General features: G+C 61.0%; 19 protein-coding genes. 9 read left to right on the forward strand and 10 right to left on the reverse strand.

From position 1 onward, the window contains the following. Positions 1–78: 78 nt before the first annotated feature. Positions 79–2517: a Lon protease family protein gene (locus J2Y83_RS24800; RefSeq protein WP_253399262.1), complete on the reverse strand. Its 2439-nt coding sequence runs from the start codon at positions 2515–2517 to the stop codon at positions 79–81. Between the two features lie 267 nt (positions 2518–2784). On the opposite strand from J2Y83_RS24800, the gene J2Y83_RS24805 reads away from it, so the two are divergent. The 5 genes from J2Y83_RS24805 (at position 2785) to J2Y83_RS24825 (ending at position 6636) form a co-directional block, all read left to right on the forward strand. Next, positions 2785–3273 carry a DUF3015 domain-containing protein gene (locus J2Y83_RS24805; protein WP_253399264.1) on the forward strand — a complete coding sequence of 163 codons (489 nt, stop codon included), beginning with the start codon at positions 2785–2787 and terminating at the stop codon, positions 3271–3273. 92 nt (positions 3274–3365) lie between these two features. Beyond that, positions 3366–5219, forward strand: coding sequence for an Lnb N-terminal periplasmic domain-containing protein (locus J2Y83_RS24810; protein ID WP_253399266.1), 1854 nt, complete (start codon positions 3366–3368; stop codon positions 5217–5219). A 92-nt stretch (positions 5220–5311) separates the two neighbouring features. Next, positions 5312–5617 carry a chorismate mutase gene (locus J2Y83_RS24815; protein ID WP_253399268.1) on the forward strand — a complete coding sequence of 102 codons (306 nt, stop codon included), beginning with the start codon at positions 5312–5314 and terminating at the stop codon, positions 5615–5617. Between the two features lie 94 nt (positions 5618–5711). Further along, positions 5712–6068, forward strand: coding sequence for a hypothetical protein (locus J2Y83_RS24820; RefSeq protein WP_253399270.1), 357 nt, complete (start codon positions 5712–5714; stop codon positions 6066–6068). A 70-nt stretch (positions 6069–6138) separates the two neighbouring features. Continuing rightward, a complete protein-coding gene (locus J2Y83_RS24825) occupies positions 6139–6636 on the forward strand; it encodes a GreA/GreB family elongation factor (protein ID WP_253399272.1) in 498 nt (165 codons plus the stop codon). On the opposite strand, the gene gdhA is transcribed toward J2Y83_RS24825, so the two are convergent. Together gdhA and ettA are read right to left on the reverse strand one after the other, a co-directional pair. Beyond that, on the reverse strand, positions 6633–7970 hold the full coding sequence (gene gdhA / locus J2Y83_RS24830; protein WP_253399274.1) for an NADP-specific glutamate dehydrogenase: 1338 nt from the start codon (positions 7968–7970) through the stop codon (positions 6633–6635). The genes J2Y83_RS24825 and gdhA overlap by 4 nt on opposite strands. Positions 7971–8273: 303 nt before the next feature. Continuing rightward, on the reverse strand, positions 8274–9938 hold the full coding sequence (gene ettA, locus J2Y83_RS24835) for an energy-dependent translational throttle protein EttA (RefSeq protein ID WP_253399276.1): 1665 nt from the start codon (positions 9936–9938) through the stop codon (positions 8274–8276). Positions 9939–10223: 285 nt separating this feature from the next. Here ettA and J2Y83_RS24840 point away from each other — a divergent pair, with 285 nt between their 5' ends. After that, entirely contained in the window at positions 10224–14075 is a 3852-nt protein-coding gene (locus tag J2Y83_RS24840) for a bifunctional diguanylate cyclase/phosphodiesterase (protein WP_301295051.1), read from the forward strand. Between the two features lie 219 nt (positions 14076–14294). Further along, positions 14295–15548 (forward strand): serine hydroxymethyltransferase, encoded by a 1254-nt coding sequence (glyA, locus tag J2Y83_RS24845; RefSeq protein ID WP_247397081.1) that lies wholly within the window; start codon positions 14295–14297, stop codon positions 15546–15548. Between the two features lie 186 nt (positions 15549–15734). Here the strand turns inward: glyA and yjiA are convergent, their stop codons facing one another. From yjiA to J2Y83_RS24860, 3 genes are all read right to left on the reverse strand, one after another. Then, complete coding sequence (gene yjiA / locus J2Y83_RS24850) at positions 15735–16694, reverse strand: GTPase (RefSeq protein ID WP_253399278.1); 960 nt, start codon at positions 16692–16694, stop codon at positions 15735–15737. Between the two features lie 149 nt (positions 16695–16843). Then, entirely contained in the window at positions 16844–17041 is a 198-nt protein-coding gene (locus tag J2Y83_RS24855) for a YbdD/YjiX family protein (RefSeq protein WP_003176208.1), read from the reverse strand. A gap of 15 nt (positions 17042–17056) precedes the next feature. After that, positions 17057–19123, reverse strand: coding sequence for a carbon starvation CstA family protein (locus J2Y83_RS24860; protein ID WP_253399279.1), 2067 nt, complete (start codon positions 19121–19123; stop codon positions 17057–17059). Between the two features lie 176 nt (positions 19124–19299). On the opposite strand from J2Y83_RS24860, the gene J2Y83_RS24865 reads away from it, so the two are divergent. After that, a complete protein-coding gene (locus J2Y83_RS24865; protein ID WP_247396566.1) occupies positions 19300–19668 on the forward strand; it encodes a PilZ domain-containing protein in 369 nt (122 codons plus the stop codon). A 25-nt stretch (positions 19669–19693) separates the two neighbouring features. On the opposite strand, the gene radA is transcribed toward J2Y83_RS24865, so the two are convergent. The 3 genes from radA to katB all read right to left on the reverse strand — a co-directional run bounded on the left by radA (position 19694) and on the right by katB (position 23324). Continuing rightward, positions 19694–21061 (reverse strand): DNA repair protein RadA, encoded by a 1368-nt coding sequence (gene radA / locus J2Y83_RS24870; protein WP_017848272.1) that lies wholly within the window; start codon positions 21059–21061, stop codon positions 19694–19696. Between the two features lie 35 nt (positions 21062–21096). After that, positions 21097–21645, reverse strand: a complete 549-nt coding sequence (locus tag J2Y83_RS24875) for an ankyrin repeat domain-containing protein (protein WP_253399281.1) — start codon at positions 21643–21645, stop codon at positions 21097–21099. Positions 21646–21782: 137 nt separating this feature from the next. After that, positions 21783–23324, reverse strand: coding sequence for a catalase KatB (gene katB / locus J2Y83_RS24880; RefSeq protein WP_253399283.1), 1542 nt, complete (start codon positions 23322–23324; stop codon positions 21783–21785). A gap of 287 nt (positions 23325–23611) precedes the next feature. Here katB and mscL point away from each other — a divergent pair, with 287 nt between their 5' ends. Then, positions 23612–24028, forward strand: a complete 417-nt coding sequence (gene mscL, locus J2Y83_RS24885; RefSeq protein WP_253399285.1) for a large-conductance mechanosensitive channel protein MscL — start codon at positions 23612–23614, stop codon at positions 24026–24028. Between the two features lie 44 nt (positions 24029–24072). Here the strand turns inward: mscL and J2Y83_RS24890 are convergent, their stop codons facing one another. Continuing rightward, a complete protein-coding gene (locus J2Y83_RS24890; RefSeq protein ID WP_253399287.1) occupies positions 24073–24849 on the reverse strand; it encodes a ferredoxin--NADP reductase in 777 nt (258 codons plus the stop codon). Positions 24850–25050: the final 201 nt, after the last annotated feature.

Raw genomic sequence — 25050 nt, forward strand, 5'->3', positions numbered from 1 at the left:
ACTGCGATAAACCAAGGTTATAGGGACCAACGGGCGTTGGCCCCGAACCTTTAGTCAATTTTGTGGCGGGTTAGCGCTTCAGCTCGGTTTGGTTTCAGCCAACGTCTGCTGCGCCAGTTCTTTCTCTGCTTCCTTCAAGTCTTCCTCGCTGATCATCTCGGCAATCACACGCAAACGCTCTACCACGCGCGCATTCACCGTGCCTTCGGGGAATTGCCCTTGCGCGTCCGGCTCACCGGCCGGCTCGCCGACCAACAGGCTCAACGCCTCATCCGCCTGGCGCACCGCATAGATATGGAATTGCCCGGCGCGCACGGCCTGCAACACCTTCTCATCGAGCATCAGCGTGGCGACGTTGGCTTGCGGAATGATCGCGCCTTGTTCGCCGGTCAACCCGCGCGCTTCGCAGAGGCGGAAGAAGCCTTCGATCTTCTCGTTGACCCCGCCCACCGCCTGCACTTCACCAAACTGGTTGATCGACCCGGTGATGGCAAAGCACTGCTTGAGCGGGGTTTTCGACAAGGCCGAAATCAAAGTGCAGGCCTCGCCCAGGGATGCGCTGTCACCGTCCACGTAACCGTAGGACTGTTCCAACGCGATACTCGCAGAAATCGCCAGCGGGAATTCCTGGGCATAACGGCTGCCCAGGTAACCGGTGAGGATCATCACGCCCTTGGAGTGAATCGGCTGGCCGAGGTTGACCTCGCGCTCGATGTCGACGATGCCGCTGCCGCCCGGGTACACCGTGGCGGAAATCCGCGCCGGCACGCCGAACGCCGAATCACCGACTTCCAGCACCGTCAGCCCGTTGCACTTGCCGACCGCCGCTCCAGCGGTGTCGATCAGGATCACCCCGGCGAGCATGTCGTCGAGAATCCGCGCCGACACCCGCCCGGTACGCGTAGCCTTGGCCTTCAGCGCACGCTCGATGTGGCCGGCGTCGGTCATTTCGTCGCCCGCCAGGTGGCGAATGAAATCCGCCTCGCTGACCAGTTGGAACAAGTCGCCAATGCGCGCCGACAACCGCCCCTGGTGTTCGGCCAGGCGTGCGCTGTAGGTGGCCAACCGCGCCACCGCGTCCGAGGTCAGCGGCGCCATGCCTTCTTCCGAGGTGCGGGTTTTCAGCAACTGCGCGAACTGCTCCAGGCTTTCGTCGACCATCGGGATGTCTTCGTCGAAATCCACCAGCACCCGGAACATTTCCTGGAAGTCTGGATCGGCGTCCTGCAACGCGTAGTACAGCTGGCGCGAACCGATGATGATCACCTTGACCTGCAACGGGATCATTTGCGGGTTGAGCGTCACGGTGGCCAGGCGGCCCAGCTCACCCAGCGGCGATTCCATCTTCAGCTTGCGCGACTGCAGGGAACGCTTGAGGGCGTCCCACACAAACGGCTCGCTGAGCATTTTTTCGGCTTCGAGGATCAGGAACCCGCCGTTGGCCCGGTGCAAGGCGCCCGGACGCAACTGGCGATAGGTGGTGTAGAGCGCACCCTGGTCGGTGCTGTATTCGATCCGGCCGAACAGGTTGTCGTAGGTCGGGTGCGGTTCAAACACCACCGGCGCGCCGCCGCTGACCGGATGGCCGACCACCAGGCTCGGGCAGTACTGTTCTTCGAGCAGCTTGCGGGCCTGGGCGTCGGTCTTGGCGTCGTCCACCAATTGCTCGACCACGGTTTTCAGCAAGTACACCTGCATGGCTTGCAGGTAACCGCACACCGCAGCGTTCTCCGCGTACTTTTCCGACAACGGTGACAGCAACGGCTGGAGGGCCAGGGTGATGGTTTCTTCGTTGAAATGGCGCAGTTGGTTGTTCGACTCACGCTTCCACTGCGGCAGGCTGGCCAGTTCTTCGTTGAGGCGTTCTTCCAGTTCGGAAATATCGGTATGGAAGCGCTCGCGATCGACTTCCGGCAGTTGCGAGAACTCGGCCTCGTCCAACGCCTTGCCGTCGAGCATTGGGGTAAACGCGATATTGGAACTGTCGCGGTACAGCGCCACGTCCTTTTCCAGGGCCAGACGCTCGATCACGTCCAACGCCTTGTCGTAACGCTGGTTGAACGCGCGGTCGATGGCGCTTTTGCGTTGTTGATACGTCGGGTGCTCGAAGACGGCCGGGAAGGTCGCCACCAGGTTATCGACCAAGCCATTGATATCGGCGATGAACGCCGCAGCACCGCCCGCAGGCAGTTCCAGCGCGCGCGGTTCGCGGGGCTCATCGAAATTATTCACATAGACCCAGTCCGCCGGGGTCTGTAGGCGCTTGCCTTCGGCCTTCAGGTAACGTTTGACGAACGAAAAGCGACCGGTGCCCGGCTCGCCCATAACAAACACGTTGTAACCGGGGCGTGGCATGGCCACACCGAACTGCAAGGCTTCAACCGCACGTTCCTGGCCAAGCACACCGCGAAAGGGCTCCAAATCATTGGTGGTCGAGAAGCTGAACTGTTCAGCGGAGAAAGGGCGAGTCAGCGCGTCGGGCGCTAGACGCAAGCTGGCAGCAACAGGATCAGGCATCGGGCTTCCTTACATCAGGCGGGGCAGATGGCGGCATTCTGGCTCTCCGTTGCGCGCTCTGGCAAGGCGAGCCTGAGGTAAAGCATAGACACGGCATGCGTCCTACAAAAAAAACGCGACATCTCTGTTTGTTTTATAAAAAATCACGGAACCCCTGGAACCTGCCTAAACTCCAAACTGCGCGGGCTAGACTAATAACTGGCCCCTAAGGCGCTATGAAGTGCCTGACCCCTTGTCCATTGGTTTGCACACAAAGAGAAAAAAGCTATGAAACGGATCCTTCTCGGTACTCTCTTCACCGTCGTTTCCCTCAATGCAATGGCTGAATCACCCGGTGGCCCAAATTGTGGTTGGGGCAACATGCTGTTCGAAGGCCAGCGCGGTACTCCGGCGCACTTCCTGGCTTCCACCACCAACGGCACCTCGGGCAACGCCACTTTCGGCATGACCTCGGGCACCAACGGTTGCAGCACCAACAGCGCCCTGACCTACGGCGGCAAGTCGTGGATTGCCATGAATGGCATGATGAACGAGCTGTCCGAAGACATGGCCAAAGGCAATGGCGAAGCGCTGACCACCTACGCCGTGGTACTGGGCGTTGCACCTGAAGATCGCGAGCACTTCGCTGCCGTGACTCACGAGCACTTCCAGCAAATCTTCAGCAAGGCCGATGTGACCGCTGACGATGTGCACAACAACACCCTGGCTGTACTGAAAAGTGATGCCCGCCTGGCGAAATACGTAACCCAGGCTTAAGCCCGACCTGCCCGCGCCCTCCAAGGCGCGGGTTTTACTTTTGGACCCGCCTCCCCGTTTGGGTCTCACTTTTTCCGACTTAAGTTGCCCCTATGCTCAAACGCCTTGCCTGGATGGCACTCTTCGCCTGCGCCCCGCTGTACGCGACGCCGCATCTTGATGATCAACGTTTGCAGCAATTGGCCAACGATCCGTTCTGGTTGTCCCTGGGCCATTACGAAGCCGGCAAAATCAGTGGCTGGCGCAGCTATGTCAGCGACAAAAAATTCTTCCTCGCAGCCGACGGTGCTCACCACCCGGATGCGGAGCTCAAGGCCACCGTCGACGCGCTCTACGCGCCGGCCAGCCGGGGTGAAAAACACGCCCAATGCGTTTACCCCGCACGCACCCGCTGGCTCAAGGATCAGTTGCACCTGAACGACCTGCCCGCCGTGGACTGCAACGAATTCAAGCAATGGTTCAAGGACGTCGCGCCCCATAGCGCAGTGCTGATCTTTCCAGCGGCCTACCTCAACAGCCCTTCCTCGATGTTCGGCCACACCTTGCTGCGCATCGACCAGGCGGACGTGCAGAGCAACAACACCGCGCTGCTCAGCTATGCGATCAACTTCGGCGCGTATATCGAAGGCTCGGACAACAGCATCCTCTACGCCTGGAAAGGCCTGATGGGCGGCTACCCCGGCCTGTTCGCCCTGGTGCCCTACCAGGAAAAACTCTCGGAATACCGCAGCCTGGAAAACCGCGACCTGTGGGAATACCGCCTGAACCTGACCCAGGTCGAGACCGAACGCATGGTCGAGCATGTGTGGGAACTCAAGCAGATCCAGTTCGACTACTTCTTCTTCGACGAAAACTGCTCCTACCGCCTGCTGGAATTGCTGCAAGTGGCCCGCCCCGGCCTGCGCCTGACCGAGCAATTCCCGCTCACCGCGATTCCGACTGACACGGTCAAGGCGGTGAAAGACGCCGGCCTGGTCGAAAAAATCGACTATCGGCCCTCCCGCGAGCGCGAGTTGCTGGAACGCGCCAAGCCGCTGGACGGCGACGAGCAGCAATGGGTGCTGAACGTCAGCGACGACCAGAAACAACTGCAGGCACCCGCGTTTAAAGCGTTGCCGCGTGAGCGCCAAGCGCTGATCATCGACGCCGCCTACCGCCTCGGCCGCTACCGCGCCAATGGCCTGGAGCGCGACACCGAACGCTCCCAACGCAGCTTCGAACTGCTGCGTGCGATCAACCAGAACCCCGCGCCCGATCTGAAGATCACACCCCCCGGCCTACCGGAAACCGGCCATGAATCGCGCACCTGGCAAGCCGGCATCGGCACCCGTGGCGACAAAGCCTTCGGTGAATACGGCCTGCGCATGGCCTACCACGACCTCAACGACAACGCCGAAGGCTTCCCCCTCGGCGCGCAGATCGAAATTCTGCAAATGAAACTGCGCCAGTACGAAGGCAACCACTGGCAACTGCAGCAACTGGACCTGGCCACCATCCGCTCCCTGACCCCGCGCAACGCGCTGCTGCAACCCTGGTCCTGGCAAGTCACTGGCGGCCTGGAACGTGTGCCGGGCAAACACGACGACGAAACCCTGGTCGCCCACGTCAACGGCGGCGCCGGCGGCACCTGGCAACTGCGCGACGACATGCTCGGCTTCGCCCTCGGCACCGTGCGCGTGGAACACAACAACGACTTCAGCGAAGCCATCTCCCCCGCCGCCGGTTTTAACACCGGCGTGCTGTGGAAAAACCCGCTGGGCAACCTGAGCCTGGAAGCCAAGGGGGACTTCTTCACCAATGGCGAAGTGCGGCGCAGCATCAGCCTGAACCAGCAGTGGGAATTGTCGCGCAACCTCGGCCTGCGCCTGAGCGCCCAGCGCGAGTACAGCCACTTGTCGACGCCGGTGAATGAGGTAATGCTTGAGATGAAGTGGTATCACTACTGACCAACGCCCAACCAGAATCAAAAATGTGGGAGGGGGCTTGCCCCCACCCACATTTTGTTAGCATTGCCCGCACAATCAGGAGTTCACTCAACATGGCCGCTAACTGCACCACGCTTGAACAAGTCCGAAGCAACATCGACCGCCTCGACCAGCAAATCGTCACTCTGCTGGCCGAACGCGGCCAGTACGTTTCCCAGGCGGCGCGTTTCAAAAAAGACACCGACGGCGTCAAAGCGCCGCAGCGGGTCGAACAAGTGATCAGCAAAGTGCGTGATCTGTCCCAGGCGGTCGGCGCCAATCCAGACGTCACCGAACAGGTGTACCGGGCGATGATTGCGGCGTTTATCCAGCAGGAATTGGCTGAGCATGCTGCGCTGGCGAGCCACCAGACGACATAGCCCCCAACACCTTTCTCACCCCCCTTTCACATCCCCCCGACGAATCCCCTTCTAAACTTCCCCTATCAGCCGTGAAACGGCCAGGGAGCAAGCAATGTGGCGGTATGCAGTAATGCTGTGTGCGATGGTATGGCTGTCGGGTTGCCAGTCGACCCACCAGGAGTTGCTGGCCAAGGGCTACCCACCGGCGTTTGCCGATGGCTTCGATGACGGTTGCAGCAGCGGTCGCCAGGCGGCGGGGGTGATCACTGGGGAGTTTCGCAAGAATGTGCCGCGTTATCTGACAGAGCGGGAATACGCCGAAGGCTGGGAAGATGGCTTTCGCCAGTGCAAGGCCATGCGCGAAAGCGAAGAGCTGCGCGACTACAAAGACCGCCATTGGGACGACCGCGAGCGCGCCTGGCAGCAGGAGAAGGATCGCGACGCGGCCAAGGCTTATCGCTCGCGATAGGTCGCTTTCAGACATTCGTCGAAACTAAAGTGCGGCGAACATGGCCCAAACGCCATAGAGGGAGCCTGTCATGAGCCGAGCTTTTGTAAATGAAGACAGCGCCGCCGCCCAGGCCGACACACCGGTCGAGCGTCAGGTCAGCGAGCAACCCAATCGCCTCACCGCGCGCGGGTTGGCGCAGCTACAGGCCAAGGTCGCGCAGTTGCAGCATGAATACAGCGTCGAATCCGCCAAGGGCGAACAGGCCGACAAACAGCGCCAGGCCGACCTTGAGCGGGATTTGCGTTACTTCAACCAGCGGGTGCAGAGCGCCCAGGTGGTGGCGCCCGCCGTTTCCACCGACCAGGTGCAGATCGGCAGTTGGGTGACCTTTGCCAATGAGCAGGACGAGCAGCAGCGCATTCAGTTGGTCGGTGAAGACCAGGCCGATGCCGGCGCGGGCCTGATCAACTGGGGTTCACCCCTGGGCCGGGCGCTGCTCGGAGCCCGGGTGGGCGACGAGGTGCTGTGGCAGCGCCCCGTCGGCGATCAGGCGATCGAAGTGCTGCGCATCGAGGCCGAAGCCTAGACGATACCTTGGGCCAGCATCGCATCGGCGACTTTGACGAAGCCCGCGATATTGGCGCCCTTCACGTAGTTGACCCGGCCGTTCTCCTCACCGTAATGCACGCACGCATGATGGATCGACTGCATGATGTTGTGCAGTTTGCTGTCCACCTCTCCGGCGGTCCACAGCAGGCGCATGGCGTTCTGCGACATTTCCAGGCCACTCACCGCCACGCCGCCGGCGTTGGACGCCTTGCCCGGAGCGAACAGAATGCCCGCGTCGATAAAGATATCCACAGCCTCCAGGGTGGTCGGCATGTTGGCGCCTTCGGCCACGCAGATGCAGCCGTTGCGCAACAGGGTGCGGGCAGCGTCGGCGTCGAGTTCGTTCTGGGTGGCACACGGCAGCGCGATATCGCACGCCAGCTCCCACGGGGTTTTACCGGCGCGGAACTCCAGGCCGTAACGCGCCGCCAGCTCGCTGATGCGACCGCGCTGGACGTTTTTCAACTCCAGCAGCGCCGACCATTGCGCCTCGGTCAAACCGCTCTCGGCGTACAGGGTGCCTTCGGAGTCGGACAGCGAAATCACCTTGCCGCCCAAATCCATGACCTTGCGCGCAGCGTATTGCGCCACGTTGCCGGAGCCGGAGACCGCCACGCGCTTGCCTTCAACCCGCAGGCCATCGCGCTTGAGCATTTCTTCAGCGAAGTACACGCAGCCAAAACCGGTGGCTTCGGGGCGGATCAAGCTGCCGCCGTAGGTCATGCCCTTGCCGGTCAGCACCGAGGTGAACTGGTTGCTCAGGCGTTTGTACTGGCCGAACAGGAAGCCGATCTCGCGGGCGCCCACCCCGATATCGCCGGCGGGTACGTCCACGTCCGCGCCGATATGGCGGTACAACTCGCTCATGAATGCCTGGCAGAAGCGCATCACTTCGGCGTCGCTCTTGCCCTTGGGGTCAAAGTCCGCGCCGCCTTTGCCGCCGCCCATGGGCAACGAGGTCAGGGAGTTTTTGAAGGTCTGTTCAAAGGCGAGGAATTTCAGCACGCCCAGGTTGACCGACGGGTGAAAGCGCAGGCCACCCTTGTAGGGGCCGATGGCGCTGTTCATCTGGATCCGGAAACCGCGATTGACCTGCACCTTGCCGTGATCATCGACCCACGACACCCGGAAAGTAATCGCACGTTCCGGCTCGCAGATGCGCTCCAGAATGCCCGAGGTCAGGTAGTGGGGGTTGGCTTCAAGAAACGGCCACAAGCTGCGTAGGACTTCTTCTACGGCCTGGTGGAATTCCGGCTGGTCGGGGTCGCGTTTCTTGAGACGGGCGAGGAAGGATTCAACGGATTCGATCATGAAAAGTCTCGGCAAATTTATTGTCGTTAAGGGCGATTGAGCCGGACTTTATCAATTCATTTCGCACCGCGACAGGGCAAAATGTCGCTTTTGTGAATTTAAATGGTGCATTTGATATAAATTAACCTGAGAAACAGGCGTTTATCGCACCTAAAAAGGGATTTCAAAACAGCGTCATGCACCAACTGAGAAATCGCTATCGGAGGGGGCAAGCCTCCTCCCACATTTGATCGATATTCGTCAGGAAGTCATGGGCAAAAAAAACGGAGCCCGAAGGCTCCGCTTTTTCCAAACCGACCCGAATCAGGCCAGTTTTTTGTGCCGTACACGGTGCGGCTGGGCAGCGGCTTCGCCCAAGCGTTTCTTGCGATCCGCTTCGTACTCGGTGTAGTTGCCTTCGAAGAACACCGCCTGGGAGTCGTCTTCATACGCCAGGATGTGGGTCGCGACGCGGTCAAGGAACCACCGATCGTGAGAGATCACAATGGCGGCGCCCGGGAAGTCCAGCAGGGCTTCTTCCAGGGAACGCAGGGTTTCAACGTCGAGGTCGTTGGACGGTTCGTCGAGCAGCAGGACGTTGCCGCCCTCTTTCAGGGTCAGGGCCAGGTGCAAGCGACCGCGCTCACCACCGGACAGGTCCTTGACGAACTTCTGCTGGTCGCCGCCCTTGAAGTTGAAACGGCCGACGTAGGTGCGCGACGGGATTTCATAGTTGCCGATGCGGATCTGGTCGGAGCCGTCGGAAACCTGCTGGAACACAGTCTTGCTGCCATCGAGGTCTTCGCGGCTCTGGTCCACACAGGCCAGTTGTACGGTTTCACCGATCTCAATGCTGCCGGAGTCCGGAGTTTCCTTGCCCATCAGCATGCGGAACAGGGTGGATTTACCCGCGCCGTTACCACCGATAACGCCGACGATTGCACCTTTTGGCATCGAGAACGACAGGTTGTCGATCAGTACGCGGTCGCCGTAGCCTTTGGAAACGTTCTTGAATTCGATGACCTTGTCACCCAGGCGCGGACCGGCCGGGATGTAGATCTCGTTGGTTTCGCTGCGCTTCTGGAATTCCTGCGACTGCATTTCTTCAAAGCGTTGCAGACGTGCCTTGGATTTGGACTGGCGGGCCTTGGCGCCTTTGCGCACCCACTCCAGTTCTTCCTTCATGGCTTTTTCGTGGGCCGATTGCTGCTTGGATTCAGCGGCCAGACGGTCGGACTTGGCTTCGAGCCAACCGGAGTAGTTGCCCTCGTAAGGGATACCGGCACCACGGTCGAGTTCGAGAATCCAGCCGGCGACGTTGTCCAGGAAGTACCGGTCGTGCGTGATCGCAACCACGGTGCCCGGGAAATCGTGAAGGAAATGTTCCAGCCAGGCGACGGAATCGGCGTCCAAGTGGTTGGTCGGTTCGTCGAGCAGCAGCATGTCGGGGGCCGACAGCAGCAGGCGGCACAGGGCCACACGGCGCTTCTCACCACCGGACAGGAATTCGATCTTGGCGTCCCACGCCGGCAGGCGCAGCGCATCGGCGGCGACTTCCAACTGGCGCTCCAGGTTGTGCCCGTCGCCGGCCTGCAGGATCGCTTCGAGCTTGGCCTGCTCGGCAGCCAGCTTGTCGAAGTCGGCATCCGGTTCGGCGTAGGCGGCGTAGACCTCGTCCAGGCGGGCCTGAGCGTTCTTGATCACGCTGACGGCTTCCTCGACCACTTCACGCACGGTCTTGGTCGGGTCCAGGATCGGCTCTTGCGGCAGGTAGCCGATGTTCAGTTCGGGCATCGGGCGCGCTTCGCCTTCGAACTCGGTGTCGACGCCGGCCATGATTTTCAGCAGGGTGGATTTACCCGAACCGTTGAGGCCGAGCACGCCGATCTTGGCGCCTGGGAAGAAGGACAGCGAAATGTTTTTCAGGATTTCCCGCTTCGGCGGAACAACTTTTCCCAGCCGATGCATGGTGAAGACGTATTGAGCCATGGTGAACCTAGCGTCAGTGACTGATGAATTGAGCGGGCGAAGCCCGTGCCAGGCCATGCGCCGCGCGGGCCGTTGACCGTGGTCAATGCCTGCGAGCGGAAAAAGCCTGATTGTCTGGGGCTGGAACGCCCCCGCGTAACCGGCAAAGCTACCTGAATGCGCCAGGGCAGTCCAGCCAGGCAGGACTGGCACTTTGCCACAAGTCAAGGCATGCTAGCCGCCCTTCGGGCGTCCGGCTTATAGTGCATGTCGCGCGCCAGTCCAGCCAAACCGCAGGATCACAGCTTGTCCAAAGTCACGCCGCCCACTCCCCTGCGCGCCGCTCATATAGCGCCGGGAGCGCCCCTGCACGGCACCCTCAAAGGCGCATTGGCGACGCTTGTCCTCATGTTGCTCGCGTTATTGTTCTGGCAATTGCTCGACCAACTGCAGCAGAGCCAGCAAAATCAGAAGCAGTACACCATCGACTACAGCGCCGACCTGGCTGAGCAAATCAGCCTGAACATGGGCCTGAGCGCACAGATCGCCCTGAATCTGCTGCCGATAGTCGAGCCGCCGCGCAATGACGAACAGCAACAGGCCTTGATGCGCACCTTGCAGCGCTCCCTGCCGGAACTGCGCAGCTTCGCGCTGCTCGCCCCCAGCGGCACGATGCTCCGCGACACGGCCAAAGACAGCCAGGACCGCGACTTGCTCGAGGAACTGGTCAAGCGCAGCCATTCCCAGCCCTACTACCTGAGCAACGACAACGACGGCACCGTCATCTATCTGTTGCTGCATCAGCCCAGTGGCGATTCGAAAATGTACTGGGCACTGCGCCTGGCACCGAACTACCTCGCCAGCCTGACCCGCCAGGACAGCCAAGGCCAGCGGCCGATGTGGGCCATCGAGAATAGCCTGAACCACCGCGTGGTCAGCCGTGACAGCGGCATGTCGACACAAGCCCCCCCCGCCCTGACCCCGGACGAACTGAATAAAAGCGTACTGGTCACGCCCCTGAGCAAAAGCGACTGGCAACTGCGCGGCCTCTTCGACCGTAACGCGGTCCTGGAACAACTGCTGCCGGCGTTTATCGGCAAGTGCCTGCTCGGCCTTGCCTTCTCGTTGGTCCCGGTGATCGTGCTGCTGAATATGCGCCGCCGTCAGCGCCAGGTGAACGAAGGCCGGCGGCGTTATCAGGATATTTTCGAAGGCACCGGCGTGGCCCTGTGCGTGCTTGACCTGTCGGAGCTCAACGCGTTCTTCGACAAGGCCAAGATCCGCACAAGCGAGCAATTGCACGGGTGGCTGCAGAGCAACCCCGAAGCGCGCCGCCAGTTGCTCAGGGAACTGCGCGTCACCGAGGTCAACCAGGTGGCGGTGCGCCTGTTGAACGTCAGCTCGTGCGAGCAAGCCTGGGAACGCCTGATCGACGATTGCCCACGCAACACCACGGCCATCGGCTATCAGGTGCTCGAGGCGGTGTTGACCCAACAGAGCCATTTGGAGCTGGAAATCCAGCTCAACGACGTAGCCGGCAACCATCAATACTTGTGGCTGGTGATGCGCCTGCCGGAACAGCGCGACGACTTCAAGGCGGTGATCCTCAGCATCAGCGACATCACCAGCCGCAAGCTGGTCGAACTGTCGCTGGTGGAGCGCGAGAGTTTCTGGTCGGACGTGGTGCGCACCGTGCCTGATCACCTGTATGTGCAGGATGTGATCAGCCAACGGATGATTTTCAGCAACCACCACCTGGGCCACACCCTCGGCTACAACAAGGCCGAATTGCAGCAAATGGGCGAGTACTTCTGGGAAATCCTGCTGCACCCCGAAGACGCCGAGCATTACCACGACTTGCGCCAGCAGCAGCGCCAGGCCGGCTATTCGACCCAACTGCACTGCCAGTTACGCTTTCGCCACCGCAATAACCAATGGCGCCGCTTCGATATCCGCGAGCAAGCCCTGGCCGGCGACAAGACCGCGCAGGTCACGCGTATCATCGGCGTGGCCAAGGACATTACCGATCAGATCGAAGCCAGCGAATCCCTGCGGGACAGCGAACAGCGCTACCGCATGCTGGCCGAAAGCATCAGCGACGTGATCTGCTCCACCGACAGCCGGCTCGCCCTCAACTACATCAGCCCCTCGGTCAGCGCCGTGCTGGGGTATGACGTGGACTGGGTGTTCAAGAATGGCTGGCAGTCGATCATCGCCAACCCGCAGCAACTGGCCGGCATCTACAGCCTGGTCGAGCAAGTCAGCCGGGCCTTGGGCGACGTGCAGGCGCTGGCCAAGTTGCGTGATGACATCCATACCCAACTGTTCCTGTTCGACTGCCTGCGCGCCGACGGGCGCAAAGTACCGATCGAGTTGCGCCTGGTGTTGGTGTGGGACGAGCACGGCGCCTTCGAGGGCATCCTCGGCGTGGGTCGCGATATCAGCCAGCAGCGCCGCGCCGAGAAAGACCTGCGCATGGCCGCCACGGTATTCGAGCACTCCACGTCGGCGATCCTGATCACCGACCCGGCGGGCTATATCGTGCAGGCCAACGAGGCGTTCAGCCGCGTCAGTGGCTACGCCGTAGCGGACGTGCTCGACCAGTTGCCGAACATGCTCACCGTCGACGAGCAACAGGAAGCCCACCTGCGCTACGTGCTCAAGCAGTTGCATCAGCACAGCACCTGGGAAGGCGAAGTGTGGCTCAAGCGCCGCAACGGCGAGCATTACCCGGCCTGGGTCGGCATTACCGCCGTGTTCGACGATGAAGGCGATCTGGCCAGCTATGTCTGCTTCTTCAGCGATATCAGCGAGCGCAAGGCCAGCGAACAGCGCATCCACCGCCTGGCCTATTACGACGCCCTGACCCATCTGCCCAACCGCACGCTGTTCCAGGACCGTCTGCACACCGCGCTGCAGTCGGCCGAACGGCAGAAGTCGTGGGTGGTGCTGATGTTCCTCGACCTCGACCGCTTCAAACCGATCAACGACTCCCTGGGCCACGCCGCCGGCGACCGTATGCTCAAGGAAATGGCCACCCGCTTGCTCGGCTGCGTGGCCGAAGACGACACCGTGGCGCGCATGGGCGGCGACGAGTTCACCCTGCTCCTGCAGCCGCGGACCAGCCGCGAACTGGCGCTGAACCGCGCGATTAACGTGGCCGAGCAAATCCTCGCCAGCCTGGTCAAACCCTTCGTGCTGGAAGGCCGCGAGTTCTTCGTCACCGCGAGTATCGGCATCGCCCTCAGCCCGCAGGACGGCAACGAGCTGAGCCAGTTGATGAAAAACGCCGACACCGCGATGTATCACGCCAAGGAACGCGGCAAGAACAACTTCCAGTTCTACCAGGCCGACATGAACGCCAGCGCCCTGGAGCGGCTGGAGCTGGAAAGCGATCTGCGCCATGCCCTGGACCAGAACGAATTCGTGCTCTATTACCAGCCGCAATTCAGCGGCGACGGCAAACGCCTGACCGGCGCCGAAGCGCTGCTGCGCTGGCGCCACCCGCGTCGTGGCCTGGTGCCGCCTGGGGACTTTATTCCGGTGCTCGAAGAGCTGGGCCTGGTGGTGGACGTGGGCGACTGGGTGATCAGCGAAGCCTGCCGTCAGCTCAAGACCTGGCACGAGAACAAAGTGCGGGTGCCGAAAGTCTCGGTGAACATCTCGGCGCGGCAGTTCTCCGACGGTCAGTTGGGTGAGCGTATCGCCACCATCCTCAAGGACACCGGCCTGCCGCCGGCGTGCCTGGAGCTGGAGCTGACCGAAAGTATCCTGATGCGCGAAGTCAACGAAGCCCTGCAGATCCTCGCCAGCCTGAAAAACCTCGGCCTGAGCATCGCGGTGGACGACTTCGGCACCGGCTATTCGTCGCTCAACTACCTCAAGCAATTCCCCATCGACGTGCTCAAGATCGACCGCTCCTTCGTCGACGGCCTACCGTCCGGCGAGCAGGATGCGCAAATCGCCCGAGCGATCATTGCCATGGCCCACAGCCTCAACCTGGCGGTGATCGCCGAGGGCGTGGAGACCCATGAACAGCTGGACTTCCTGCGCGAGCATGGCTGCGATGAGGTGCAAGGTTATCTGTTCGGGCGGCCGATGCCGCCGAATCGGTTCGCGGCGCAGTTCAGCAATGATGCGTTGTTCATGTTTGACTGAAGATCTGCGGTGAAGCCGCTGGCCTCATCGGGAGCAAGCTCCCTCCCACATTTTGATGTGTGTGTGGGAGGGGGCTTGCCCCCGATGGCGCCGGTACAGTCACCGCCCGTTCCCAGATGAAAGCCACTTGTCCGCGACATGACGTCCTTTCATATGCCATCTAAAACCCATTGGGTTAGAATGCCTTCCTTTTCTGCCCCCCGATCCTTGAGGACCGCCATGTTCAGCCGTGATTTGACTATTGCCAAGTACGACGCCGATCTCTTCGCCGCCATGGAGCAAGAAGCCGTGCGCCAGGAAGAGCACATCGAGCTGATCGCTTCGGAAAACTACACCAGCCCTGCGGTCATGGAGGCTCAAGGTTCGGTTCTGACCAACAAGTACGCCGAAGGCTACCCAGGCAAGCGCTACTACGGCGGCTGCGAATACGTCGACGTGGTTGAGCAACTGGCCATCGACCGCGCCAAGCAACTGTTCGGCGCCGATTACGCCAACGTCCAGCCACACGCCGGTTCCCAAGCCAACAGCGCCGTGTACCTGGCCCTGCTGCAAGGCGGCGACACCATCCTGGGCATGAGCCTGGCCCACGGCGGTCACCTGACCCACGGCGCCAGCGTTTCTTCCTCCGGCAAGCTGTACAACGCCGTTCAATACGGTATCGATGCCAACGGCCTGATCGACTACGACGAAGTCGAGCGCCTGGCGGTCGAGCACAAGCCGAAAATGATCGTGGCCGGTTTCTCTGCCTACTCGCAGATCCTCGACTTCCCACGTTTCCGCGCCATCGCCGACAAAGTGGGCGCGTACCTGTTCGTCGACATGGCCCACGTGGCCGGTCTGGTCGCTGCTGGCGTCTACCCGAACCCGGTTCCGTTCGCTGACGTCGTCACCACCACCACGCACAAAACCCTGCGCGGTCCACGTGGCGGCCTGATCCTGGCTCGCGCCAACGCCGAGATCGAGAAGAAGCTCAACTCCGCGGTATTCCCAGGCTCCCAAGGCGGCCCGCTGGAACACGTGATCGCCGCCAAAGCGGTCTGCTTCAAAGAAGCCCTGCAGCCTGAGTTCAAGACTTACCAGCAACAAGTGGTGAAAAACGCCAAGGCCATGGCTGACGTGTTTATCGCACGCGGTTTTGACGTGGTGTCCGGCGGGACTGAAAACCACCTGTTCCTGCTGTCGCTGATCAAGCAGGACATCTCCGGTAAAGATGCTGACGCTGCCCTGGGCAAAGCCTTCATCACCGTGAACAAAAACTCCGTACCGAACGATCCACGTTCGCCGTTCGTCACCTCGGGCCTGCGTTTCGGCACCCCGGCCGTGACCACTCGCGGCTTCAAGGAAGCAGAGTGCAAGGAACTGGCCGGCTGGATCTGCGACATCCTGGCTGACCTGAACAACGACGCCGTGATCGATGCGGTGCGTGAGAAGGTCAAGGCCATCTGCAAAAAGCTGCCGGTGTACGGCGCGTGATTGCAGTTGCTTGACTAAGAAGCCCGGCTCTTGAGCCGGGCTTTTTTATGCCAATCAGGATTTGGAATGCAACCCAATGTGGGAGGGGGCTTGCCCCCGATAGCAGTGTGTCAGCCACTTATATGTTTGCTGACCCACCGCCATCGGGGGCAAGCCCCCTCCCACATTTTTGACCGTATTTCCAAGTTAGGCTTGGTAGACCTTCGCAAAGCCCTCGCGAATCTTGTCTTCCGGCAACTCATCGGCAATAAACACAATCACACTCTCCCGCGCTTCGCCCTCGGCCCATTCGGTGTCCCAATCGAAGCCGTACAGTTTCAGCACGCCCTGGAACACCATGCGCCGATCGTCTCCGGCGATGTTCAGCACGCCCTTGTAGCGCAGCAGTTGCTTGCCGTGGTCTTCCAGCAGTTCGTTCATGAACTCGCTGAGGCGGTCGATATCCAGCGGCTGTTCGGTGCGCAGCACCAGGCTGGAGATACGGTCGATGGACGGCGCGGCGCTGACCGGGCGCAGGTTCATGCCGGCGTTGAGGTTGAAGCCGCGCACATCGAGCAATTCAGCCAGGTCGATGGCGCCGTGGTCGACCACGCGAATCGGCGCGCGGCGGTTGATGCGGGTCAGGCGCTGGCAGAGGGCGTCGAAGGTTGCGTCGTCCACCAGGTCGCGCTTGCTCACCAGCAGGCGGTCGGCAAACCCGATCTGCGCCTGGGCGATGGTTTGGCTCAGGTGGTGCTCGGCGTGGGCCGCGTCCACCAGGGTGATGATGCCGTCGAGGATGTAGCGCTCGCGCAGTTCTTCATCGATGAAAAAAGTCTGGGCCACGGGGGCCGGGTCGGCCAGGCCGGTGCATTCGATCACCAGGCGGTCGAAGGCGATCTCGCCGCTGTCCAGACGCTCCAGCAGCAGGTACAGGGCTTTGGTCAGGTCGGTGTGGATGGTGCAGCACACGCAGCCGTTGGACAGGGTCATGACTTGCACGGGCTCGGCGCCCAATAGCTGGGTGTCGATACCGGCGTCGCTGAATTCGTTTTCGATCACGGCGATTTTCAAACCGTGCTCGGCTTTGAGCAGGTGGCGCAGCAACGTGGTCTTGCCGGCGCCGAGGAAGCCACTGAGGACGGTGACGGGGATGGGAGAGGACAAAGAAATTCTCCTTGAAGGAACACAGAAACAAATGTGGGAGGGGGCTTGCCCCCGATAGCAGTGTGTCAGGCACTGGTATGTCACTGACACATCGCTATCGGGAGCAAGCCCCCTCCCACAGTAGATCACCGCCAGCCCGAATTACCGGGTCAGCAGCATTTTGGCCCACCCTTGCCGCCGTAACGGGCTTCCTGGCGTTCCCGGAAGAACGCCTTGTAGTCCATCATCGGCTTGTCCGGGTGTTTGGTTTGCATATGCTCGACGTAAGTGTCGTAGTCGGGCATGCCGACCATCAGGCGCGCGGCCTGACCGAGGTATTTACCGAGGCGACTGATGTCATTGAACATGGCTGCAATCCTCGATCATGCGTCCGGTACGGCCTGGAACGGGGCTTCTTTATCCGTGCGTTCTTTGTTGCCCCAGGCGGCAATGCCGACCTTGAGCGCATAGAACAGGATGCTGAAGACCACGAACAGGAACAGCGCCGTCAGCGTTGCGTTGGTGTAGGCATTCCAGATCACATGCTGCATCTGGTCGATACTCTTGGCCGGGGCCAGGATCTGGCCGTTGGCCAGCGCATCGCTGTACTTCTTCGCCAGCGACAGGAAGCCGATCGCCGGGTTAGCGTCGAACAGCTTGATGAAACCCGCCGTGGTGGTGCAGATCAGCAGCCAGACGGCCGGCAGCATGGTCACCCAAATGTAGCGTTGGCGCTTCATTTTGATCAGCACGACAGTCGCCAGCATCAGCGCGATACCTGCCAGCATCTGGTTGGAGATACCGAACAGCGGCCACAAGGTGTTGATGCCGCCCAGTGGGTCGATCACACCTTGATACAGCAGGTAACCCCACATGGCCACGCAACCGGCGGTCGCGATCAGGTTGGCAGTCCAGGACTCGGTACGTTTGAGCGCCGGCACGAAGGAACCCAGCAGGTCTTGCAGCATGAAGCGCCCGGCACGGGTACCGGCGTCGACCGCCGTCAGGATGAACAGCGCTTCGAACAGGATCGCAAAGTGGTACCAGAACGCCATGGTGTTTTCACCTGGCAGGACACTGTGCAGGATCTGCGCGATACCCACAGCGAGCGTCGGCGCACCGCCGGCACGCGCCAGGACGGTGGTTTCGCCGATGTCATGGGCAACGGCCGACAGTGCCTCAGGCGTAATCGCAAAGCCCCAACTGCTGACGGTTTGAGCGACGGTGACCACGTCGGAGCCGACAATCGCCGCCGGGCTGTTCATGGCGAAGTACACGCCAGGTTCGATCACCGAAGCGGCAACCATCGCCATGATGGCCACGAACGACTCCATCAACATGCCGCCATAGCCGATGTAACGGGCATGGCCTTCACTGGCCAGCAACTTCGGCGTGGTGCCCGAAGCGATCAGCGCGTGGAAGCCCGAAACCGCACCGCAGGCAATGGTGATGAACAGGAACGGGAACAGGCCGCCCTTCCACACCGGGCCGGTGCCATCGATGAATTGGGTCAGCGCCGGCATTTTCAGGTCGGGCATGGTCACCAGGATGCCGATGGCCAAGGCGACGATGGTGCCGATTTTGAGGAAGGTGGAGAGGTAGTCACGCGGTGCCAGGATCAGCCACACCGGCAGTACCGCTGCGACAAACCCGTAGCCGATCAGCATCCAGGTGATCTGGATGCCGGTGAAACTGAACACCTTGGCCCAGACCGGATCGGCGGCAATCTGCCCGCCCAGCCAGATCGAACCGAGCAGCAACAGCACGCCGATGATCGAAATCTCACCAATGCGGCCCGGGCGGATGTAGCGCATGTAGATGCCCATGAACATCGCGATCGGGATGGTCGCCATCACCGTGAAGATGCCCCACGGGCTCTCGGCCAGGGCCTTGACCACGATCAGCGCCAACACCGCGAGGATGATGATCATGATCAGGAAGCAGCCGAACAGCGCGATGGTCCCCGGAATGCGGCCCATCTCTTCGCGAACCATATCCCCCAGGGAACGGCCGTTACGACGGGTGGACAGGAACAGGACCATGAAGTCCTGCACCGCACCGGCCAGCACCACCCCGGCGATCAGCCACAGGGTGCCGGGCAGATAACCCATTTGCGCCGCCAGCACCGGGCCGACCAAGGGGCCTGCACCGGCAATCGCCGCAAAGTGGTGACCGAAAAGGATGTGTTTGTTGGTCGGCACGTAGTCCAGACCGTCGTTATTGACCACTGCGGGGGTGGCCCGTCGTGGATCGAGTTGCATCACGTTGTTGGCGATGAACAGACTGTAGTAGCGATAGGCGACCAGGTAGATCGCCACTGCTGCGACCACGATCCACAAGGCATTGATCGCTTCGCCGCGGCGCAAGGCCACTACGCCTAGAGCGCACGCACCTACTATGGCCAGTACCAGCCAGGGTAAGTGGCGTAGCAGGCTATTATTATTTTTCATTTTTTTGTATTCCAGCCAGGGTGGACAGAAAGGACAACCAGCTCGAGTTTAGCGCTACTGGCCTTAAAGGCCAGCCCCCTACGTTGGTCTAGAGCCTTCCCATGGCAAAAAAAGTAGAAATAAAGCCTCAATAATGGCGCAAGGCTACAATCCCTTCATCCACAGAGGGTTTCACCATGACCGAACATGCGTCTGATCGCCGTCGTTTTCGCCGGATCGCCTTTGATGCCAAGACCAAACTCCGGCAAAACGGTCAGGAATGGCCGGTGCAGTTGGTGGATTTATCGCTGAAGGGCTTGCTGGTGCTGAGACCGACACCCTGGCTCGGCATCGGCACTGAGTCGTTCCATGTGGATATCCACCTGGACGCCACTACCGATGTGCAGATGCAGGTCAGGCTGACCCACGACCAACCTGGCCAACTGGGGTTTGAGTGCGAGCACATCAGTCTGGAGTCGATCAGCCATTTGCGCCGTTTGGTCGAGTTGAATCTGGGCGATCAGGAAGAACTGGAGCGGCAGTTGGGCGCGTTGCTGGAGCTCTGACCCCCTGTGGGAGGGGCGGTGCCTGCTACTCGAAAAGTGCATCCAACGCCTGCTCCAGCCGCGTCACCGCAATCACCTGCAACCCCGGCGGCGCTTCCTTCGGCGCGTTGCCCTTGGGCACGATCGCGCGTTTGAAGCCGTGCTTGGCCGCTTCCTTCAAACGCTCCTGACCACTGGGCACCGGGCGCACTTCGCCCGACAGGCCGACTTCGCCAAACACCAACAGGTCGTGGGGCAGCGGCCGGTTGCGCAGGCTGGACATCACCGCCGCCATCAACGCCAGGTCGGACGCGGTCTCCAGCACCTTGACCCCGCCCACCACGTTAAGGAACACGTCCTGGTCATGGGTCGGGATACCGCCGTGGCGGTGGAGTACCGCAAGCAGCATCGCCAGGCGGTTCTGGTCCAGGCCCAGGGTCACCCGGCGCGGGTTGGCCAAATGACTGTCGTCCACCAGCGCCTGCACTTCCACCAGCATCGGCCGGGTGCCTTCCCACGTTGCCATCACCACACTGCCTGGGACTTCCTCCTGGGCACGGGTCAGAAAAATCGCCGAGGGGTTGGAGACTTCTTTTAGCCCGCGGTCGGTCATGGCGAATACGCCCAGCTCGTTCACCGCGCCGAAGCGGTTCTTCACGGCGCGCAGCAAGCGTAAACGGCCATCGGATTCGCCTTCGAAATACAGCACGGTGTCGACCATATGCTCCAACACCCGTGGCCCGGCCAGCGCGCCTTCCTTGGTCACGTGACCGACCAGAAAGATCGCCGTGCCGCTCTGTTTGGCATAACGCACCAACAGCGCCGCGCTCTCACGCACCTGGGACACGCCGCCCGGGGCCGATTGCAGTTGCTCGGTGAAAATCGTCTGGATCGAGTCGATCACCATGACCTTGGGCTTTTCGATCCGCGCGGTGGCGATGATGCTTTCGATGCAGGTTTCGGTCATCACCCGCAACTGGTCCTGGGGCAGGCCCAGGCGGCGTGCGCGCATGGCCACTTGTTGCTGGGATTCTTCGCCGGTGACGTACAGCGCCGGCATGCGGCTGGCGATGCTGCACAAGGTTTGCAACAGGATGGTCGACTTGCCGATACCGGGATCGCCGCCGATCAGTACCACCGAGCCGTCCACCAGGCCGCCGCCCAGCACCCGGTCGAGTTCACCGGAGGCGGTGGAGAAACGCGGGACTTCCTCGACGCTGACTTCGGCCAGGGTCTTGATCTGCGCCTGTTGCCCGGTCCAGCCGGCGCGGCCGCTCGGGGCCGCAGCGCCGCCGCTTTCGATCATGGTTTCGGTGAGGGTGTTCCACGCCCCGCACTCGGTACACTGGCCGGCCCACTTGGGAAAGGTCGCGCCGCACTCGGTGCAGCCGTACATGCGCTTGGCCTTTGCCATTTGAGAACCTCCAACCGAAAAACCGCGATGATAGCTCAGCGCGGCGCCGGGGTCCGGATTTCACCGCTGGCCAACCGTGAAGCACTGTTGCCGATCGGGTCTTCGGCATTCAGGTCGGCGCCTTTGGCTTTCAACTCGTCGAGCAGTTCGAGGCGCTTGAACAGCCCGGCGTACATGGCGGCGGTCTGCCCGGCGCCGTTGCGTTGATCGGCGTTGCAGGCGGTGGCCAGCAAGCGCCGGGCGATGTTCAGTTCACCCTTGAAGATCGCGCCCATCAGTGCGGTGTTGCCGCGCTTGTCCTGCACGCAGGCGTCGGCGCCGGCGGCGAGCAGACGCTCAACGTAGGCGCTTTCACCGTGGTAGGCGGCGAGGATCAGTGCGGTGTAGCCCTTGTCGTCCTGGGTATTGAGGGGGAAGCCGGCGTCGATGAAGGTATCGAGCATGGGCAGGTCGCCGCGACGTGCGGCATCGAAATAGTAGCCTTGCAATTGCGCCTTGAGCGCGGCTGCGTCATTGGGCGCAGGCTGCCCGGCAACCCCGCTCAGCGACCAGCAGGCCAGCAGCGCCCCGATGAAGGTACGCATTGATTCAACTCCTCTACAAAACCCTTGTAGGAGCGAGCTTGCTTGCGAAAAACGTCAACGATGACGCGTGCATCCTGGATGCACGCGTTGCCTGGCAGATCTTCGCGAGCAAGCTCGCTCCTACAGGGGGGGTGGGGTTAGTCGGTGAGTTTTTGTGCCAGCGCTTTCACGCGAGCCAGGTCACCCTTGGCGACCTTGGTCACGCCGGTGCCGTATTCCGGGTCGGCTTTATAGAGGAACGACAGGATGATGTGCTTGCTCTCGTCGTCGGTGGTGGCCAGGGAGCCGCCGAAGTTATCGATCAAGTCCTGACGTTCCTTCTTGCTGTAGGAGCGATACAGATCACCAGCCTGCTTGAAGTTCTGCTCACGCTGGATCTTCGCCTGCTGGGTGCTGCCCGCCAGCGGCGACTGGCTGTAACGCGCGGTTTGCGGCTCTTCGCGTGGCAGCAGGCGGCTTGGCTGGTAGTTCACACCGGTGGTGGTTTTGCCGAGATTCATCGCGCCGTCCTGGTTGCCGTTGTTAACGCTGACCCGTGGCGCGTTGATCGGCAGTTGCAGGGCGTTGGCGCCCAGGCGGTACATCTGCGTGTCGGCATAGGAGAACACCCGACCTTGCAGCAGGCGATCTTCCGACGGCTCGATGCCCGGCACCAGGTTGGCCGGGGCCATGGCTACTTGCTCGGTTTCCTGGAAGACATTGGCCGGGTTGCGGTTCAACACCATCTGCCCGACTTTGCGCTCGGGAACATTGGGCCAGATCTTGGTGGCGTCCAACGGGTCGAAATCGAACTTGGCCAGCTCCTCAGGTTTGAGCACTTGCACGTACAAGTCCCACTTGGGGAAGTCGCCCTTGTTGATATGCGTGACCAAGTCATTCGTCATATGACTGTAGTCACGGCCCTGCACCTCAGTGACTTGCTTGGGATCAAGATTCTTGATGCCTTGCAGGCTCTTCCAGTGGAACTTGACGTAATGCACTTCGCCCTTGGCGTTGATCAACTTGTAGGCATGTACGCCATTGCCGTCCATTTCACGGTAACTGGCCGGCGTGCCGGCGTCGGAGTACAGCTCGGTCAGTGTGCGGGTGGCTTCGGGAACATGAGAGAAGAAGTCGAAACGACGCGAGTCATCATCCAGGTTAGTGCGTGGGTCCGGCTTGAAGGCGTGGACCATGTCCGGGAACTTGATGGCATCGCGGATAAAGAACGTCGGGAAGTTGTTGCCGACCAAGTCCCAGTTGCCGTCGGCGGTGTAGAACTTGGTGGCGAAACCGCGAGGGTCGCGCAGGGTTTCCGGGGAGTGGTTGCCGTGTACCACCGCCGAGAACCGCACGAATACCGGGGTTGCTTCACCGGCGGCGAAGACTTTGGCCTTGGTCAAGTCGCTGAGGTTATCGGTGACGGTAAACGTGCCGTGGGCGCCGGTGCCACGGGCATGTACCACGCGCTCGGGGATGCGTTCGCGGTCAAAGCGTTGCAGTTTCTGAATCAGTTGCACGTCTTGCAGCAGCACCGGGCCGTTGGCGCCGGCGGTTTGCGAGTTCTGGTTGTCACCGACGGCGGCGCCGTTATCGCGGGTCAGGTTGGCGGCTTGCACAGACAGGGAAAGCAGGCTGACGGTCGCCAGCACCAGCGCATGTCGCACCAGAACAGGCGCGCGGTTCATGGGGGTGTTCATCGAGGTTTCCTCTGGTTTTTTGAATGCACATTCAGTTGTGCTTGCCAGAGGCTAGTGACCCGCGAGTCAGAAGATAAATAGAAAAACACCACCGAGGCGATTGAGAAAATAATCTGGTAACCCACTGAAATTATGGGTAATTCGCGCGCGACTGGTGGCACTTTGCAAACTATTTACGATTTAATGTGTCGATAAAAGCCAACAGTGTTAACAGTCGTGTCAGGCAAGCCCGCTACGACTGACTTACACTGAGCTCCACCCTTCTCATCTGTAACAAGGAATAACCTATGGGCGTGATCAGTGAGTTCAAGGCCTTCGCGGTCAAAGGTAATGTGGTCGACATGGCCGTCGGTATTATCATCGGCGCCGCCTTCGGCAAAATTGTTTCATCGTTTGTAGGCGACGTGGTGATGCCACCGATCGGTCTGTTGATCGGCGGTGTCGACTTCGCTGATTTGGCCGTGACGCTCAAGGCTGCCCAGGGCGATGTCCCGGCGGTCGTACTGGCCTACGGCAAGTTCATCCAGAGCGTGATCGACTTCCTGATCGTCGCGTTTGCGATCTTCATGGGTGTGAAGGCCATCAACCGCCTGAAGCGCGAAGAAGCGGTGGCCCCAAGCCTGCCGCCGACGCCGAGCAAGGAAGAAGTGTTGCTGGGTGAAATCCGTGACCTGCTAAAGGCACAGAACGAAAAGCCGCTGTAAGCCGTATCGGTTTGAAAGAAGGCGCCTCCAGGGGCGCCTTTTTGTTACCAGTAGTTTTCCACCGCCACCTGGCCTGGGCGCCGGGACAGGCTCAATTGCATATCGCGTTGTTTGAGCAATTGGCGGGTGTCGTCGATCATCTGCGGGTTGCCGCAAATCATCACGCGCGAATGCTCCGGGGTCAGCTCGACGCCGGCTGCGCGCTCCAATTCGCCATTCTCGATCAGGGTGGTAATGCGCCCATGCAGGGCGCCGGGATGCTGCTCGCGGGTGACCAGCGGCAGATAGGTCAGCTTGTGGGCGTACTCGGCCAGGTACTCACGCTGCCCCAGCCCCTGGATCAGCGACTGATAGGCCAGCTCCCTGGCCTCTCGGGCGCTGTACACGAGGATGATGCGCTCGAATTTTTCCCAGACCTCAAAGTCCTGCAGGATCGACAGGAACGGCGCCACCCCGGTGCCGGTGCCCAGCAGCCACAGGTCACGGCCGTCGACAAACCGGTTCAGGGTCAGGAAGCCTGTGGCCTGGCGCTCGACCATCAGCGTATCGCCCACGCGCAAGCGGCTCAGCTCGCTGGTGAACTCGCCGCCGGGCACCACAATCGAGAAGAAATCCAGATACTCATCAAACGGTGACGACACCACAGAGTACGCGCGCCATACCGTGCTGCCATCGGCCTTGGTCACTCCCAGGCGCACGAACTGGCCGGCGGTAAACCGGAAGCCCGGGTCACGGGTGGTGCGCAGGGTGAAGAGGCTGGGCGTCAGCGATTGCACGTCGAGCAGGGTCTGGCGGGTAAATTTCTCAGCACTGACCGTCATGGGGAGCTCCGTTCTACAGGTGCCCTAGTGTCCCCCAAAGTCACGCGCGGAAACACCTACAGTCGGCAGTAATATCGTTTAGCCACTCAGCGTTTGCCAAAATAATAGCACTTTGATTTCACCCTTAATCATTTCGCTATTACCCCACGTCGCGCCATTACATTGGCACGCAGCGTCTTTGTTAGTTGAGCGTTACAGGCA

The sequence above is a fragment of the Pseudomonas marginalis genome (genome assembly GCF_024169655.1).
Lineage (GTDB): Bacteria > Pseudomonadota > Gammaproteobacteria > Pseudomonadales > Pseudomonadaceae > Aquipseudomonas > Aquipseudomonas paraveronii.

Coding starts and splice junctions, on each gene's coding strand:
- J2Y83_RS24800 (WP_253399262.1), bottom strand. CDS start 2,517: ATGCCTGATCCTGTTGCTGCCAGCTTGCGTCTAGCGCCCGACGCGCTG.
- J2Y83_RS24805 (WP_253399264.1), top strand. CDS start 2,785: ATGAAACGGATCCTTCTCGGTACTCTCTTCACCGTCGTTTCCCTCAAT.
- J2Y83_RS24810 (WP_253399266.1), top strand. CDS start 3,366: ATGCTCAAACGCCTTGCCTGGATGGCACTCTTCGCCTGCGCCCCGCTG.
- J2Y83_RS24815 (WP_253399268.1), top strand. CDS start 5,312: ATGGCCGCTAACTGCACCACGCTTGAACAAGTCCGAAGCAACATCGAC.
- J2Y83_RS24820 (WP_253399270.1), top strand. CDS start 5,712: ATGTGGCGGTATGCAGTAATGCTGTGTGCGATGGTATGGCTGTCGGGT.
- J2Y83_RS24825 (WP_253399272.1), top strand. CDS start 6,139: ATGAGCCGAGCTTTTGTAAATGAAGACAGCGCCGCCGCCCAGGCCGAC.
- gdhA (WP_253399274.1), bottom strand. CDS start 7,970: ATGATCGAATCCGTTGAATCCTTCCTCGCCCGTCTCAAGAAACGCGAC.
- ettA (WP_253399276.1), bottom strand. CDS start 9,938: ATGGCTCAATACGTCTTCACCATGCATCGGCTGGGAAAAGTTGTTCCG.
- glyA (WP_247397081.1), top strand. CDS start 14,295: ATGTTCAGCCGTGATTTGACTATTGCCAAGTACGACGCCGATCTCTTC.
- J2Y83_RS24855 (WP_003176208.1), bottom strand. CDS start 17,041: ATGTTCAATGACATCAGTCGCCTCGGTAAATACCTCGGTCAGGCCGCG.
- J2Y83_RS24860 (WP_253399279.1), bottom strand. CDS start 19,123: ATGAAAAATAATAATAGCCTGCTACGCCACTTACCCTGGCTGGTACTG.
- J2Y83_RS24865 (WP_247396566.1), top strand. CDS start 19,300: ATGACCGAACATGCGTCTGATCGCCGTCGTTTTCGCCGGATCGCCTTT.
- radA (WP_017848272.1), bottom strand. CDS start 21,061: ATGGCAAAGGCCAAGCGCATGTACGGCTGCACCGAGTGCGGCGCGACC.
- J2Y83_RS24875 (WP_253399281.1), bottom strand. CDS start 21,645: ATGCGTACCTTCATCGGGGCGCTGCTGGCCTGCTGGTCGCTGAGCGGG.
- katB (WP_253399283.1), bottom strand. CDS start 23,324: ATGAACACCCCCATGAACCGCGCGCCTGTTCTGGTGCGACATGCGCTG.
- mscL (WP_253399285.1), top strand. CDS start 23,612: ATGGGCGTGATCAGTGAGTTCAAGGCCTTCGCGGTCAAAGGTAATGTG.
- J2Y83_RS24890 (WP_253399287.1), bottom strand. CDS start 24,849: ATGACGGTCAGTGCTGAGAAATTTACCCGCCAGACCCTGCTCGACGTG.